The 16,192-nt window shown below is 67.5% G+C and carries 11 protein-coding genes; 4 read left to right on the top strand and 7 right to left on the bottom strand.

Annotated elements, in window-relative coordinates:
• Positions 1-46: 46 nt before the first annotated feature.
• The 3 genes from ACFFN1_RS01825 to ACFFN1_RS01815 form a co-directional block, all read right to left on the bottom strand.
• Complete coding sequence (locus ACFFN1_RS01825) at positions 47-1,030, bottom strand: quinone oxidoreductase family protein (protein WP_376838037.1); 984 nt, start codon at positions 1,028-1,030, stop codon at positions 47-49.
• Between the two features lie 85 nt (positions 1,031-1,115).
• Entirely contained in the window at positions 1,116-1,907 is a 792-nt protein-coding gene (locus ACFFN1_RS01820; protein WP_376838035.1) for a class I SAM-dependent methyltransferase, read from the bottom strand.
• Positions 1,904-2,896, bottom strand: a complete 993-nt coding sequence (locus ACFFN1_RS01815) for an endonuclease/exonuclease/phosphatase family protein (RefSeq protein ID WP_376838033.1) — start codon at positions 2,894-2,896, stop codon at positions 1,904-1,906. Before ACFFN1_RS01815 ends, ACFFN1_RS01820 begins: the two co-directional genes overlap by 4 nt.
• A gap of 52 nt (positions 2,897-2,948) precedes the next feature.
• On the opposite strand from ACFFN1_RS01815, the gene ACFFN1_RS01810 reads away from it, so the two are divergent.
• Positions 2,949-4,226: an aspartate aminotransferase type Ic gene (locus tag ACFFN1_RS01810; RefSeq protein WP_376838031.1), complete on the top strand. Its 1,278-nt coding sequence runs from the start codon at positions 2,949-2,951 to the stop codon at positions 4,224-4,226.
• 126 nt (positions 4,227-4,352) lie between these two features.
• Here ACFFN1_RS01810 and ACFFN1_RS01805 read toward each other — a convergent pair whose 3' ends face one another.
• The 3 genes from ACFFN1_RS01805 to ACFFN1_RS01795 are packed head-to-tail and all read right to left on the bottom strand — an operon-like array spanning position 4,353 to position 9,148.
• Complete coding sequence (locus tag ACFFN1_RS01805; protein ID WP_376838029.1) at positions 4,353-5,207, bottom strand: 3-hydroxybutyryl-CoA dehydrogenase; 855 nt, start codon at positions 5,205-5,207, stop codon at positions 4,353-4,355.
• A gap of 43 nt (positions 5,208-5,250) precedes the next feature.
• On the bottom strand, positions 5,251-5,754 hold the full coding sequence (gene def / locus ACFFN1_RS01800; protein ID WP_376838027.1) for a peptide deformylase: 504 nt from the start codon (positions 5,752-5,754) through the stop codon (positions 5,251-5,253).
• On the bottom strand, positions 5,747-9,148 hold the full coding sequence (locus ACFFN1_RS01795) for a pyruvate carboxylase (RefSeq protein WP_376838025.1): 3,402 nt from the start codon (positions 9,146-9,148) through the stop codon (positions 5,747-5,749). Before ACFFN1_RS01795 ends, def begins: the two co-directional genes overlap by 8 nt.
• Before the next feature lie 197 nt (positions 9,149-9,345).
• Here ACFFN1_RS01795 and ACFFN1_RS01790 point away from each other — a divergent pair, with 197 nt between their 5' ends.
• The 3 genes from ACFFN1_RS01790 (at position 9,346) to ACFFN1_RS01780 (ending at position 15,349) form a co-directional block, all read left to right on the top strand.
• Entirely contained in the window at positions 9,346-10,509 is a 1,164-nt protein-coding gene (locus tag ACFFN1_RS01790; RefSeq protein ID WP_376838024.1) for an exonuclease SbcCD subunit D, read from the top strand.
• Entirely contained in the window at positions 10,506-13,634 is a 3,129-nt protein-coding gene (locus ACFFN1_RS01785) for an AAA family ATPase (RefSeq protein WP_376838022.1), read from the top strand. Before ACFFN1_RS01790 ends, ACFFN1_RS01785 begins: the two co-directional genes overlap by 4 nt.
• Positions 13,635-13,792: 158 nt before the next feature.
• Positions 13,793-15,349: a ParA family protein gene (locus ACFFN1_RS01780; RefSeq protein ID WP_376838020.1), complete on the top strand. Its 1,557-nt coding sequence runs from the start codon at positions 13,793-13,795 to the stop codon at positions 15,347-15,349.
• A 91-nt stretch (positions 15,350-15,440) separates the two neighbouring features.
• On the opposite strand, the gene ACFFN1_RS01775 is transcribed toward ACFFN1_RS01780, so the two are convergent.
• The gene (locus tag ACFFN1_RS01775) at positions 15,441-16,016 is read right to left on the bottom strand and encodes a MerR family transcriptional regulator (protein WP_376838018.1); all 576 of its coding nucleotides are present in this window, start codon (positions 16,014-16,016) and stop codon (positions 15,441-15,443) included.
• Positions 16,017-16,192 lie beyond the last annotated feature (176 nt).

Raw genomic sequence — 16,192 nt, 5'->3', positions numbered from 1 at the left:
CACACCTGAAATGGTGTGCGGCCCGTTGCGCTGCTGGGTCGACCGGTCAGTCTGTGCTCAGCACGAGCTTGCCGAAGCGCAGATTCGAGTCGAGCTGCGCGTGGGCCTCGGCAGCCTCGTCGAGGGGATAGACCGAGTCGATGACCGGGTCGATCGAACCATCGCCGACTATGTCGAGCAGTCCGGCGAAGTCGCGCGGGGATCCCATCGCGGTGCCGAGCACCCGCTTGTGCGTGAGATACAGGGTGCGGATGTCGAAATCGGAGACGACGCCGCCGTTCTCGGTGCCGCCCATCGCCACCACTGCCCCGCCGGGCCGGAGCATCATGACTGACTCCTGCAGGGTCGAGCCGACGGAGTCGAAGACGAGGTCGGCCTCGCCGATCTCATCGCGGAGGGTCAGTTCCCAGTCATCGACGGTGTAGTCGACGCCGGCGACCGCGCCGAGTTCGGTCGCGAGGTTGATCTTGTCGCGGTTCGAGGAGGTCACGGCCACCCGGGCGCCGGCCTTGACCGCCAGCTGCAGGGCGAGCAGCGAGAGCCCGGAGCCGGCACCGAGGATGACGACGGTCTGCCCCTTCTGCAGCTGACCGACGGTGAAGAGCGCCCGGTAGGCTGTCACGCCGGACAGCGCCAGCGCCCCGGCTTCTGCCCAGGCCATGCGCTTGGGTTTCGGGTAGAGGTTCTCCTCCGGCACGGCGATGAGTTCGGCATAGGTGCCGTCGCTCGGACCGCCGATGATGCTGAAGTCCGGGCCGGCGCATGCATCGGAGTCGCCCCAGTTGAGCGACGGGAAGATGATGACCTCCTCACCGGTGTCGCGGCGGATGCCGGCGGCGTCGGAGCCGAGGATGAGCGGCAGCTGCGGCCGGTACTGCGGTCCCGCTCCTTCGCGGATGAGCGCGTCCCGCCGGTTGATGCCGGCGGTCTTGATCTCGACGAGTACCTTCCCGTCTGTCTGCGGATCGGGGAGCTCGGAGCACTGCAGCACCTCGGGGCCGCCATGTTCTGTGAGTTGGATTCCACGCATGACCTCTCCTTCCTGCCTGTGCGGCTATCCTCTCACGTCGACCCGAGGCGGACCCTGCTCTCACGGCCCTGCGACCGGTGGCGTCTCACCGTTCGGACAGCAGTTCTGAGATGCTCACGAGGCACAGATAGGGAAGGTCGAAGGTCCGCTCGGCAGGGAAGCCGGCTTCCGCTGCCAGGTACTGGCGGATATTGGCCTCGACGCGGGCGCGGGTGCGGTCGTCTGAGCGCAGCCAGTACGAGCGGGTTGCCGCCAGCTGCACGATGGTGTCAGCCGTGACCGAGGTGGTGAAGAGATGCTTCTGCGTGGCTGCCGTGGCGAAGCCGCGCCCGAGGTGTGGGCGCCAGCCGGGCCGGTAGACATCGCCTGCGTGCATGATGCGGGCCAGGCGCAGCACCCAGGGAATGCGCACATCGAGCTGATTGTTGAGGATCGCCAGCCGCCCGCCGGGTCGCAGCACCCGGGCGATCTCGCGGGCCGCGGCCTGCTCGTCGAACCAGTGCCACGCCTGTGCCACGGTCACGAGGTCGACGCTGGCAGCGGGCAGCGGGATCTCCTCAGCGGTGCCGATCGCTGTCGTCACCGGGTTGCGGACGAGCAACTGGGCATCGGGGTCGACGGCGATGAGTGAGCCGACGCGCTCGTCAGCTGCCAGGGCACGGCTCAGCAGCCCGGTTCCGGCACCGAGATCGCAGACGGACAGCCGCTCCTCCCCCGCTGCGGCAGCGGTGAGGAGCGCATCGACGGCTGCCGGCGGGTAGCCGGGCCGGACCGCGTCATAGAGCTCGGCGGTGGTGCCGAAGCGGCGGCCGTGCACCGTACGGGACGGGGCGGGGATCCGCGGTGCGACGCGGCGCTGCTCAGCCGACGGGGTCACGCCGCGTGTTCCCCGGTCAGCTCGTAGTCGATGACCATGCCGCGATGGTCGGAGCCCTCGATGCTGAAGAACTTCCCCGCTGTCGGGGTGAGGACTGCGCTGTCGTAGAGCTGGTGGTCGATCTGTGCGCCGATGAAGCTGGGAGCAGTCGAAGGCCAGGTGCCGGCACCAGCCATGCGCAGGCTGCGCGCGGCATCAGCGCAGCCCTCGTGCAGCCTGAAGGGCGCGTGGTCGAGGGTGGCATTGAAGTCTCCGGCGGCCAGCGCTCCGGTGCCGGGCTCGCACAGCTGGCTGGCCGCGGAGACGGTGCGCTGCCACTGCCGCTGGTGCACACGGCGTTCGATCGGCGCATGCGTGTGCACCGCATAGACGTCGCCGAGTGAGGTTCCCAGACCGACGAAGCCGCGGGACACCTCGGACGCGGGGATCTCCGTGGGAGACAGCGAGCGGTGCACGGCGAGCACAGTGCCGATCTCCCCTTCGAAGTGCACCCGGTGGGCGATGCGGTAGTCATCGGCCAGTCCCCGCTCGTGCAGCGCGTCGTAGAGGGTCTGCCGGTGGGTCTCCTGCAGCGCGATGATCTGTGCCCCGCGCGCATCGCCTCCGAGCACATCGTCGATGCTGCCGTGGTCGAAGTACATATTCGCCGATAGCACCCGCACGTCGCTGTCGGCCTCGGTGGGTGCAGCGGCCAGATGGTTGCCGCCGCGCACCCCGACCACCCCGAGGCTGATGCTCGCGAAGACGAGGGAGACGGCGATGAAGCCGGCGGTCATGCGCATCCCGCGGCCGAAGACGAAGCTGAGCGCCAGGAACAGCAGAAGAGCCGCAGTGACGGGTGCACGGAAGGACTGCAGATGTGCGATCCCGGTGACAGCGCCGAGACCAACGATGTGCGGGAACCACAGCAGCACGCCGCACACGGCAGCTGCGACGGCACCGCAGAGGACGGGCACAATCCATGAGGGAGCACGAGGGGGTATCGGCACGGCAGATAGTATAGGAGACACTCATGCCGTCGCGTTGCGAGAGGACCTGTCCATGTCTCTGTCCGATCTGTCCCGCTCCGAACTTGAGGCCGAGCTCACACGTGCGCACGCCGACTACGAGGCGTTCGCCGGTCGTGGTCTGGCGCTCGACATCACGCGCGGCAAGCCCTCCGTGCAGCAGCTCGACCTGGCCGATGCGCTGCTCACGAGCGTGACCGGCGATGACTGCACCTCCCCCAGCGGCGTTGATGTGCGCAACTACGGTGGGCTCGAAGGGCTCATCGAGCTGCGCGAGATCTTCGCGGAACTGCTCAAGGTCCCGGCCGCACAGCTGCTGGCCCAGGGGAACTCCTCGCTCACCCTCATGCATCAAGCGCTCAGCTTCGCCTGCCTGTTCGGCACCTCGGCCGGCACCACGCCGTGGGCCCAGCAGCCGCGCCGCATCCTGTGCCCGGTGCCCGGCTATGACCGGCACTTCGGGCTCGCCGAAGCGCTCGGCTTCGAACTCGTCTCTGTCGAGATGGACGCAGACGGCCCGGTCATCGAGCAGGTCGAGGAGCTCGTCGCCACCGATCCGACGATCAAGGGCATGTGGCTGGTGCCGCTGTACTCGAACCCCACCGGCATCACCATCAGCGAGGACCGGGCGCGCCGGCTCGTGGACATGAAGACCGTCGCTGAGGACTTCAAGCTGCTGTGGGACAACGCCTATGCGCTGCACCATCTGTCGGAGCCCCACGCTGAGGTGCTCGACATCCTGGCGCTCGCCGCTGCGGCGGGCAACCCCGACCGGGTATGGATCTTCGCCTCGACATCGAAGGTCACCCACGCCGGTGCCGGGGTGGCGTTCTTCGGCGCCTCGGAAGCCGATGTCGCCTGGTTCACCGGCCACCTCGGCGCCGGCTCGATCGGCCCGGACAAGGTCAATCAGCTGCGCCATCTGCGCTTCTTCGGCGATGCTGCCGGTGTGGTCGAGCATATGAAGGCGCATGCGGCGATCCTCCGCCCGAAGTTCGAGGCAGTCACCCGCATCCTGTCGGACCGCCTCGGCGGTGACGGGATCGCGACGTGGACAGAGCCCAAGGGCGGCTACTTCGTGACGGTCTCTGTGCTGCCGGGCACTGCCGACCGTGTCGTCGAGCTCGCCGCTGATGCCGGTGTCAAGCTCACGCCTGCTGGATCGACGCATCCGTACAAGCTGGATCCGGACAACCGGGTCATCCGGGTTGCTCCGTCGATGCCGACTCTGGCTGAGGTCGAGACTGCAGTCGAGGGCTTCGCCGCCTGCGTGCGGCTGGCTGCCTGCGAGAAGCTCCTCGCCGCGGACTGAGCGGCGCCGCATACGTCACTCGACAGCGGGCCTGAGCACAGAACATACAGCAGCGCGGGTGCAGGGATACGGTTCCCTGCACCCGCGCTGCTGTCACCGGCGGAGGTGAGTGCTCAGCTCACCGGCTCACCAGTCGTAGAAGCCCTTGCCGGTCTTGGCGCCGAGCAGGCCGCCGTCGACCATCCGGGAGAGCAGGATCGGCGGCTTGGCTGCCGGATCGCCGGTCTCCTCGTAGATGCTCTGGCCGACGAACAGGCAGGTGTCGAGGCCGACCATATCGGCGAGCTTGATCGGTCCCATCGGGTGGGCACAGCCGTTGACCATGCCGGTGTCGATGTCCTCCTTCGTGGCGTGGCCGGATTCGAGCATCCGGATCGCGGAGAAGAGGAACGGGATGAGCAGTGCGTTGACGATGAAGCCGGGGCGGTCATCGGAGCGGATCGGGGTCTTGCCGAGCACCTGGGTGGAGAAGTCCTCGATCGTGTCGGCCACCGCGGGATCGGTGACGACTGAGGAGATGATCTCGACGAGCGGCTGCACCGGTGCCGGGTTGAAGAAGTGGAGGCCGAGCACGCGCGCGGGCCGGTTGGTGGCCTGAGCGAAGCGGATGATCGGCATCGAGGAGGTGTTCGAGGCCAGGATCGCCTGCTCATCGGTGACGATCGCATCGAGTTCGGCGAAGATCTTCTTCTTGATCTCCTCGTTCTCGCTGGCGGCTTCGATGACGAGCTGACGGTCGGCCATCGCACCGAGGTCGGTGGTGAAGGTCATCCGGCCGAGCGCCTCGTCGCGTTCCTGTTCGGTCATCTTGCCGCGCTCGACGCCCTTGGCGAAGGACTTCTCGACGCGCGCGCGGCCGGCGGCCACCGCCTCGTCGCTGATGTCGCGGACGACGACGTCAAGGCCGGCGCGGGCGAGCACCTCGGCGATGCCCGATCCCATCAGGCCGCAGCCGATGACTCCTGCACGTTCAATGGTCACTGGTACTCCTTCTGGTTCTCATTCCTGCTTGCGATTGCGTCGCTCAGCGCCCGGCCATGAACCAGTCGCTGCGGCGGATCTCCTTGAGCGCCTGCTTGCGCCGGTCGGCCGGCAGCGTCTCGATGTAGACGATGCCGTCGAGGTGCTGGGTTTCGTGCTGCAGCATCTGGGCGAAGACCTCTTCGCCTTCGACGCGGATCTCCTCGCCGTCGACGTTGAGCCCGGTGACGGCGGCGTACTCCCATCGCGGGGTGGGGAACCACAGTCCCGGCACCGACAGGCAGCCTTCGTCGATATCGCGCTTCTCACCGCCGGTCTCGACGATGACGGGGTTGATGACATGCCCGATGCGGCCTTCGAGATGGTAGGCGAAGATCCGCTTGTCCATCCCGATCTGGGGTGCTGCGACGGCGGCCCGGCCCTCCGGCACGGTGGTGTCGGCGAGGTCCTGGACCATGCGCCGCAGGCGGTCGTCGAAGACCGTCACCTCCGTGCAGCGGGTGCGCAGGACCGGGTCGCCGTAGCAGCGGATGTCGCGTTCAGCCATTAACGACCACGACGAGGTCTCCGCCTTCGAGCTGCTGCACTTCGCCGATCGCCACGCGCGAGACGGTGCCGTCGATGTGGCTGGTGATCGATGCCTCCATCTTCATCGCCTCGATGGTGGCGACGGTCTGGCCGGCCTTGACTTCGTCGCCGACCTTGACCTGCAGGGTCACGACGCCGGCGAAGGGGCTGGCGACATGTCCCGGGTTCGAGGTGTCGGCCCGTTCGGCGGTAGCGACATCGACCTCGATCGAGCGGTCGCGCACCGACATCGGGCGCAGCTGGCCGTTGAGCGTGCACATGACGGTGCGCATGCCGCGCTCGTCTGCCGCGCCGACAGCCTGCACACCGGTGAGCAGGGCCTTGCCCTTCTCAATCGTGACGGAGTGCTCTTCACCTTCGTCGAGACCGTAGAGGAACGCCTGCGTCTCCAGCACCGACAGGTCGCCGTAGGTCTCGCGCATCCGGTTGAATTCCTTCGTCGGCGCCGGGAACAGCAGCCGGTTGAGGGTCTCCTGGCGCAGGCGGCCGGGTTCGGTGAGCAGCCCGGCATCATGTGCCGAGAGCTCCTCGAAGGCCGGCTTGTGGGAGCGGCCGTCGAGTGCCTTCGTGCGGAAGGGCTCCGGCCAGCCGCCGGGAGGATCGCCGAGGTCGCCGGAGAGGAAGCCGATGACCGAGTCCGGGATGTCGAAGTTCGCCGGGTTCTGCGCGAACTCCTCCGGATCGGCGCCGACAGCCACGAGGTGCAGCGCAAGATCGCCGACGACCTTCGAAGACGGGGTCACCTTGACGAGGTGGCCGAGGATGTCGTCTGCGGCTTCGTACATCGCCTCGATCTCCTCGAACTTCTCCCCCAGGCCGAGCGCATTGGCCTGCTGGCGGAGGTTCGAGAGCTGACCGCCGGGGATCTCGTGGCGGTAGACGCGGCCGGTCGGTCCGGGCAGTCCGGACTCGAAAGGCTTGTAGACGTTGCGCACGGCCTCCCAGTAGGGCTCGAGGTCCTCGACGCTCTTGAGCGACATACCCGTATCGCGCTCGGTGTGCTCGAGCGCGGCGACGAGTGCCGAGAGCGAGGGCTGCGAAGTGGTGCCGGCGACCGAGGCGCTGGCGGCGTCGACGGCGTCGGCGCCCGCTGCCGAGGCGGCGAGCAGGGTGGCGAGCTGGCCGCCGGCGGTGTCGTGGGTGTGGACGTGCACCGGCAGGTCGAAGTTCTCCCGCAGGGCGGTCACGAGCGTCGTGGCGGCTGCCGGGCGCAGCAGGCCGGCCATGTCCTTGATGGCGAGCACATGCGCACCAGCCTCGACGATCTTCTCCGCGAGGCTGAGGTAGTAGTCGAGCGTGTAGAGCTTCTCGTTCGGGTTGCTGAGGTCCGAGGTGTAGCACAGCGCCACCTCGGCGACGGCTGAGCCGGTCGCGCGCACCGCTTCGATCGCCGGGCGCATCTGCTCGACGTCGTTGAGCGCATCGAAGATGCGGAAGATGTCGACGCCGGTGCGGGTCGCCTCGTCGATGAACGCATCCGTCACCTCGGTCGGGTACGGGGTGTAGCCGACGGTGTTGCGGCCGCGCAGCAGCATCTGCAGGTTGATGTTCGGCATCGCCGCGCGCAGCTTCTCCAGCCGCTCCCACGGGTCCTCGGCCAGGAAGCGCAACGCGACATCATAGGTGGCTCCGCCCCAGCATTCGACCGACAGCAGCTGCGGGGTCATCCCGGCGACATAGGGGGCGACGTCGAGCAGGTCCTTCGTGCGCACGCGGGTGGCGAGCAGCGACTGGTGGGCGTCGCGGAAGGAGGTGTCGGTGACGGCGAGGGTCTTCTCCTCACGCAGGCGCTGGGCGAAGCCCTCCGGGCCGCGCTCGTCGAGGATGTGCTTCCAGCCCTCGGCCGGCGGCGTCTTCAGGTCGAAAGCCGGCAGCTTCTCGCGCGGGCTCAGATGCACCGGGGAGTCGCCGTTGGGCTTGTTGACAGTGACATCGGCGAGGAACTCCAGCAGTTTCGAACCGCGGTCGGCACCGACCTTGGCTTCCAGCAGGTGCGGGCGCTCCTCGATGAACCGCGTCGACAGGTCACCGCGGATGAGCGCGGGGTCGTCGAGCACGGCGCGCAGGAAGCCGATGTTCGTGGCGACACCGCGGATGCGGAACTCGGCGATCGCACGGCGGGCGCGGTTGGCGGCCTGCTCGAAGTCGCGGCCGCGGGTGGTGCACTTGACGAGCATCGAGTCGAAGTGAGCCGACACCTCGGCTCCGGCGTACACCGTGCCGCCGTCAAGGCGCACACCTGCGCCGCCGGCCGACCGGTAGGCGGTGATGGTGCCGGTGTCCGGGCGGAAGGAGTTGGCCGGATCCTCGGTGGTGATGCGGCACTGCAGCGCCGCACCCTTGATGTGCAGGGAGTCCTGGGTGAGGCCGAGATCGGCGAGGGACTCACCGGCGGCGATGCGCATCTGGGACTGCACGAGGTCGACATCGGTGATCTCCTCGGTCACCGTGTGCTCGACCTGGATGCGCGGGTTCATCTCGATGAAGGCGTGCTTGCCAGCGCGCGGCCCCTCGGTCTCGAGGAGGAACTCGACGGTGCCGGCGTTCTGGTAGCCCAGCGCCCGGGCGAAGGCCAGGGCATCGCTGCGCAACGCCTCGGCGACCGTCTCGTCCAGGTGCGGGGCGGGAGCGATCTCGACGACCTTCTGGTGGCGGCGCTGGATCGAGCAGTCGCGCTCGAACAGGTGCACGGCCTCGGAGTTGTTGTCCGCCAGCACCTGCACCTCGATGTGGCGGGGGCGCTGCACGGCCTGCTCGATGAAGACCGTCGGATCGCCGAAGGCGCCTTCGGCCTCGCGCATGGCGGCCTTGAGCGCGTCGACGAGCTCAGTCTTGTTGCTCACCCGGCGCATACCGCGTCCGCCGCCGCCGGCGACAGCCTTGACGAACAGCGGGTACTCCATGTTCTCGGCCTCGCTCAGCAGCTGATCGATATCAGCCGACGGGCGGGTGGAGCCAAGGGTGGGGATGCCGGCCCGGCGGGCGGCGTCGAGGGCCTGGACCTTGTTGCCGGCCATTTCGAGCACCTCGGCGGAGGGACCGATGAACGTCAGGCCGTTCTCCTCGCAGGCGCGCGCGAGATCGGGATTCTCCGACAGAAATCCATAGCCGGGATAGATGGCATCGGCACCGGACTCCTTGGCGACCCGGATCATCTCGTCGACGCTGAGGTAGGCGCGGACAGGATGTCCCTTCTCTCCGATGAGGTAGGCCTCATCAGCTTTCAGCCTGTGCTCCGAATTGCGGTCCTCATAGGGGAAGACGGCAACGGTGGAGGCACCGAGTTCATAGGCGGCACGGAAAGCGCGCACCGCGATTTCACCGCGGTTGGCAACGAGAACTTTGGAGAACATCAGTTGAGACCGTTTCTCTCGGCGCCGACGGGTGGGTCGGCGGTATTCCTGTATCGGTTCCTACTGTACTCAGGGAGCTTTCGGCACTCTGGCACAGGTTCCGGATCTGCTGACTAAAGTGTACGGGCAGGGGTGGACGCACATGTGACCGGCCTGACGCTCAGGGCGGTGTCCGTGGTCTTGGCTACGCTTGAACCATGCGGATCCTCCACACCTCCGACTGGCATCTGGGACGCACGTTCTTCGGCGTCGACCAGACGCGTGCACAGCGCGCCTTCCTCTCCCATCTGCGCGAGGTCGTTGCCGCCGAGCGCGTCGACGTCGTGCTCATCGCCGGTGATGTCTACGACCGGGCGATTCCCCCAGCCGATGCGCTCACGAGCTTCGATGAGACGGTCACCGGACTGCTCGATGACGGTGTCAGGGTCATCGCCACGAGCGGCAACCACGACTCCTTCATGCGTTTGGGACATGGCCGCCGCACCCTCGATCGGGCCGGGCTGCACCTGCGCACGCGGCTGTCGGACATCACCTGGCCGGTGCCGCTGGGCGGGACCGCTGCCGCGCCCGAGGCGGTGGTGTACGGGATCCCGTATCTGGAGCCTGGGCTGGTGGCTGAGCGGTTCGGCTGCGCCCGCTCCCATGAGGCGGTGCTCGGTCATGCGATGGATCTCATCCGCGCTGATCATGAGCAGCGCTTTCCGGATGCGAAGCTCATCGTCGCAGCCCACGCCTTCGTTCGCGCGCAGTCGCTGGCGAGCGAATCGGAGCGCTCGATCGACGTCGGCGGCGTCTCCATCGTCTCCGCCGAGGTGTTCGCCGGCACCGACTACACCGCCCTTGGGCATCTGCACCGGCCCCAGGACGTCAGCCCCACGGTCCGCTACTCCGGTTCTCCGCTCCCCTACTCCTTCACAGAAGCGAAGACGACCAAGCGCATGCTGCTGCTCGACACCTCGGGCGCGGAGCTCACCGTCGAATCACGGGAGCTTCCAGCCTTCAGCGATGTGCGCACGCTGCGCGGCACGCTGGAGGAGGTGCTGCAGGCTGCAGCGTCCGCCCGAGCCGACGGTGAGGATCTCTCGGCGACGCTCGTGTCCGCCGAGCTGACCGATCCCAGCCGGGTGTCGGGTGCGCTCGGCCGGCTCAAGGAGGCCTTTCCCGGCCTCATCAAGCTCGCGTGGGTCAATGCCGACCCGCCGGCGGCCAGTGCAGCAGCGGTGTCACCCCGGAGCGCGCAGCGCACCGACCGCCAGGTGTTCTCCGACTTCTACGCCTTCGTCACCGGCGGCCCGGCAGGCGCAGACGATATGGCGCGCTTCGATTCCGCCTGCCAGAGCCAGCGGGAGGCCGTCTCATGAGGATCCACACTCTGCGCCTGCAGGCCTTCGGACCGTTCCCCGCCGAGGAGACGGTGGACTTCGATGAGCTCGGCGCCGATGGGCTCTTCCTCATCAGCGGGCCGACCGGAGCCGGGAAGACGACGATCCTCGATGCTCTGGCGTTCGGTCTCTACGGCAAAGTGCCGGGAGCGCGCAATGAGGCCGCCGACTACCGCAGTGAGTATGCGCAGCCTGAGACCAGCACATTCGTCGAAGTCGGGTTCACCGCGCAGCAACGCCGCTGGCGGGTGCACCGCAGCCCCAGATACACACGGCCGAAGAAGCGCGGTATGGGCACGACGGAATCACGGCCGGCCGCCCAGCTGTCCGTGTGGAATCCCAGCAGCGGCGAATGGGACGGGATCGGTCGCACGATTGCCGAGGTGCAGTCGGAGATCGACCGCGTGCTGGGGCTCCGAGCTGAGCAGTTCATGCAGATCGTCATGCTGCCCCAAGGGGAGTTCGCCCGGTTCCTGCGCGCCGACCCGATCGAGCGCGAGCCGATCCTGCGCCGGCTGTTCAACACGGAGCACTTCACGTCACTTGAGGCGATCCTTGAGAAGCGTGCCCAAGTGGCCCGCCAAGCGCTCGAAACAGTGTCCCAGCAGCGGCGGATCATGATGGAGCAGGCCCGCAAGGGCTGCGCAGAGGACCTCGACCTGCCTGCTGCCGCGCACCCTGATCGCTCGGACGTGGCCGCAGTGCTCGGCTCAGCCGTCGCTGTCGCCCGGGAGCGGGTGGAGGTGTTTGCGACAGCGCTCCAGGATGCCCGCGAGTGCGCCGATGCTGCGCAGACTGCCGCGAGGGACGCTGCCGTACGCCTGCAGAACCGCACGCTGCTGCAGCAGCTGCGCAGCCGCCAGGACGCATTCGCTGCTGGTGCCGATGAGCGCGCACAGCTGACAGCGCAGCGCGACCGCGGTGTGCAGGCAGGGAAGGTCAGGCCGGCCGAACAGGAAGCCGCACGAGCAGCACAAAATGAGGCGACAGCCAAGGATCAGCTTGACACTGCCGCAGAACGACTGACCGCTGAGCTCACCGCACTCCCCCGCCGGCCCGATGGCGATGCAGAAGAGAGCGGCGCTGAAGAGCTCGTGCGCCTCACCGCTGATGCTCACCAAGCCGCCGACCGGGTGAGTCAGAATCTGCAGCGGCTCCACGACCTGCAGGTGCACCGCGATGCGCTCAGCGCCGAGCAGAAGGACACGGCTCAACGCCGCGACGAGCTCCAGGCGCAGGCCGCCACACTCGATGCGGAGATCACGAGGCTCGACGCCGAGCTGGCGAAACGCGCATCTGTCGAGAGCCAGCATCATCAGCTCACTCAGGAGATCACGACCGCCACCCTGCGTCAGCAGCGACTGTCCGAGATCATCACCGCCGAACACACGGTCGACGAGCGGCAGGCTCAGCTGGAGCAGGCGCAGTCGAAAGCTGAGGAGGCGCGCAGCCGCTACGCCGAGGTGCGTGCGAGCCGGCTGGCGGGCATCGCCGCGGAGCTGGCCGCTGAGCTGCAGGACGGGCAGCCCTGTGCCGTCTGCGGCGCCACCGCCCACCCGAATCCTGCTGCGCCGGATGATGCCGCGGCGACGAAGGCCGATGAAGAGGACGCGCTGCAGCGCTGGACTGCAGCGCAGGAGGCCGCCAACGCCGCGCGCAGCTCGCTGGCGGAAGCGAAGGCGCAGCGTGCCGCTCTGGTGAGCGGTCTGGCAGAGCCTGCCGACGGTGAACGGAGTGATGCGCCAGGTACTCCGGAGCTGGACGGTGAGGATGTTGATTACGCCGTGGCACAGGAGAACGCTGCGATCGCACTCGCCACGCTGAGCGAACAGCGTGATGCTGTCATGCAGCGATTCAACGCCCTCGACGCTGCTGAGGAGCAGCGCGCACAGCTGAACGAACAGCGCAGCACCCACCGGGAGAAGCAGGAGCAGACCGCAGCTGCCCTCCAGGACCTATCGCAGCAGCTCGCCGGTGTCGGCGGGAAGCTCGCCCAGCTCAATGACGTCGTCGCAGCTGACCAGACGGCGGCACTTCAGCCTTTTGGTCTGACAGTTCCGAGCACAGCGCAGAAGGCAGCGGCGATGGTCGAGCAGCTGCAGACGCTGCACACATGCGCAGAGGCAATCCTCGCAGCACGGTCTCGGTATGCGCAGGCGCAGAAGGAAGGCACGACCCGCGCCGATGCGTTCGTCCGGGCACGCACCTCGGCAGGGTTCGCCAGCGTGGAGGACTACCAGGAAGCTCTGCAGGTTGATCTGCGCGCTGTCGAGGCGGCGCTGCGCGCAGCCGCTGATGAGCAGGCACGGATCGCTGAGCTGACGAACCAGGACTGGTATGCCCCGGCCTGTGCTGACACAGCTGACGCCACCGAGCTCGAAACCCTCACCGGCACAGCTGAGGAAGCACTGCGCACAGCCCAGCAGCAGCGCGATGCGATCCACGAGCAGCTGGCAGTTCACACGCGTGCAGAGCAGGACCTGCGTGAACTGCGCGAGGACTTCGTCGCCGCGGCTGATGAAGAGGAAGCGGCACTGGCTCGTCATCGCGGCGATGTCGCACTCGATGGCATCATCCGGGCGACGTCACCGGACAATGTGCAGCGGCTGCCGCTGAGCGCATACGCCCTGCTGTCGCTGTTCATCGAGGTCGCGCACAACGCTTCCGAACGGCTCAAGACCATGAGCAGCGGCCGTTTCACCCTCGCCCATAATCTGCAGCGGCACCGCAAGGAGACACGGGCAGGTCTCAGCCTCAGCGTCATCGACACCTTCACCGATGAGTCCCGCGATCCCCGCGCCCTGTCAGGCGGTGAGACATTCATGGCCTCACTGGCGCTCGCGCTCGGACTGGCCGACACCGTGTCCGCCGCGGCCGGCGGCATCCGGTTGGATTCGCTGTTCATCGACGAGGGCTTCGGCTCACTCGACCCGGACGCTCTCGCCCAGGTGCTCCAGGTGCTCGATGAGCTGCGCAGCGGCGGCCGCTGTGTCGGGGTCATCTCCCATGTGCAGTCGATGCTGCAGTCGATTCCGCAGCAGCTGCGGATCGAACGCAGCCCGACCGGCTCGACCATCGCGCGCCAGAGCACCCCAGCCGATTGAGTGCGCCGAGCGGTGAGCCACACCGACTGCTCCCCGGCAACGGCGGCGTGAACGCTGGCGCGGTGGCTGCGGTAAGGCTGCTTGCATCGGTCGCCGGATGCAAAGTGCCAGCCACCGGCGGCGATGTCCGTGACCGTGCTGGGCATATCCGATAACGTATGAATGTGCTTGTCCTCAGTGTCTCCAGTCTCAAAGGCGGGGTCGGAAAGACCTCCGTGACCCTCGGTCTGGCCTCTGCCGCCTACAGTCGCGGCATCCCGACCCTTGTCATGGATATGGATCCGCAGGCCGATGCCTCGACCGGGCTCGACATTCCTGTGCGCACTGAGGCCGACATCGCCGATGTTCTGGCAGCACCCCGCAAGCGCATCCTCGAACGCGCCGTCGTGCCCAGCGGGTGGGTCGGAGACCAGCGCGGGCACATCGACGTGATCTCCGGATCCCCGCGCGCGGCAGAGTTCGACCAGCCCTCACTGTCGATGCGCTACCTCCGTCGGCTCTCCCAAGCCATCCACAAAGCAGGGACCGGCTACCGTCTCGTGCTCATCGACTGCCCGCCGTCGCTCAACGGCCTCACCCGCGCCGCCTGGACAGCGAGCAACCGCGTCCTCATCGTCACCGAGCCCGGGCTGTTCTCCGTCGCCGCGGCCGACCGTGCGCTGCGCGCCACCGACGAGCTGCGCCGCCGCACCGCCAGTGGACTGCAGCCGTTGGGCATCGTCGTGAATCGCGCCCGCCTGCAGTCGCGCGAGCATTCCTACCGCATCGAAGAGCTGCGCGAGATGTTCGGCCCGCTCATCCTCAACCCGCCGGTGCCGGAGCGCACCGTGCTCCAGCAGGCGCAGGGCTCTGCCCGGCCGATCCATTCCTGGCCCGGCAAGCCAGCCGCTGAATTGGCCGCTGCTTTCGACAAGATCCTCGACCGTGCTCTGCGTTCCGAACGCATCGGCCGCAAGAACACCTCTTCAGCCGGCGCCTCACGACCCGCTGCTGCCGACGCCAGCGAGGCTTCCGCAGCCGCCGACCGAACGCAGCAGGCTGAGCCAGCCGCAAACGCTCAGCAGTATGAGCCGCAGCAGCAGGACGCGCAGGCCTCTGAACCCGACATGTCAGACGGTGCAGACGCGACAAAGGACTCCGTCGAGACGGTGGACGCGCCGAGCAAGCAGGATTCCGACGCTCCGACGGCTGACAACGCTGCAGATCCTGCAGCAGCAGGCGAGGCTGACAGCCAGGCGGCCGCTGACCATGAGCCGGCGGCATCCGGTCCTGAGCAGCCGGAGGCACACGATGCTCCGGCCGAGGGGAGCGTCACCGATGAGGGCGAGGGCACGCCCGCCGACGATGCGCATCCCGCTGCCGGTGCGCCTCCCGCTGCCGGTGCGCAGGAGGTGCCGGCGACGAAGCACAAGCCGGAGACGTCCGAGCGTTCGCGTCCTGCGGAGCCGCTCAAGCCGACTTCGGCGCCGACCGTCGGCAGCCCGCCCAGCTCTGCCGCGGCCATGCCGGCTGCGGATGACCGTGCATCAGCCCCTGAGGCTGCTTCCGGCAGCAACGACATCGGCGCCGCCACCGAAGCCATGCCGCGCGTGACCGACGATGCATCTCCGGCAGCCGAATCTGATCCGGCAGAGGAGCAGTTCTTAACCCGCCGGCAGCTGCGCGTGATGCGCGCGCGGGAGAAGGCGTCCAAGCCTAAGTGGTTCGGCCGCTGAGGCCGGACACACGACAGCTGAGGCGGTCAGGGAGTTTCCCTGACCGCCTCAGCTGTATCGACCAGCTCAATCCTGCTGGTGAGGAGTCACGTCAGTTGGCGCGGCGGCGCTCCCGCAGCTCAGCCAGTTCGTCGACGAGGGGCAGTTCGTCGGCGGGACGTTCGCTCGGAAGTTCGACGAGCGAACCTTCGACTTCGCGGAACACGCTTCCCACTGCGATCGCGAAGACGCCCTGACCGCCCTGCACCAGGTCGATGACCTCATCTGTCGAGGTGCATTCGAAGACACTGGAGCCGTCGCTCATGAGCGTGATGGTTGCCAGATCGTCGACGCCGCGCTCGCGCAGATGCTGCACGGCCGTGCGGATCTGCTGCAGACCCACACCGGTGTCCAGCAGGCGCTTGACGATCTTGAGGACGAGGATGTCGCGGAAGCTGTAGAGCCGCTGCGATCCGGAACCGGTTGCGGATCGAATCGAGGGAACGACGAGGTCGGTGCGCGCCCAGTAGTCCAGCTGGCGGTAGGTGATACCGACGACGTTGATGACTGTGGTTCCGCGGTAACCGGCGTCCTCGTCAAGGTTCGGCAGATCATCGTCGAACAGCAGACCTTGAGCTGACGACGGCACAGCTGGTGCAATCGCCTGTTCCTGACTTGAGCGGTTCACACCGACTCCTCCTTTTAGCCCCTAGGGGAAGCGAAGTCACATCTCGTGTTGCGGCAGTGTGTCGATTCTACCGCATGCCGGTCAGCGACTCGGGGTTAACGTACACATCGAACCTACTTGCTGGGTTTCCGCTGGCCAAACACCTGTCGATAACGATTTCCCCGTGTCGCCGTTAT

The sequence above is a fragment of the Brevibacterium otitidis genome, assembly GCF_042429315.1.
GTDB lineage: Bacteria > Actinomycetota > Actinomycetes > Actinomycetales > Brevibacteriaceae > Brevibacterium > Brevibacterium otitidis.
Note: the sequence above shows the minus strand (reverse complement) of the source record. Positions and strands in the feature narration are given on the sequence as shown.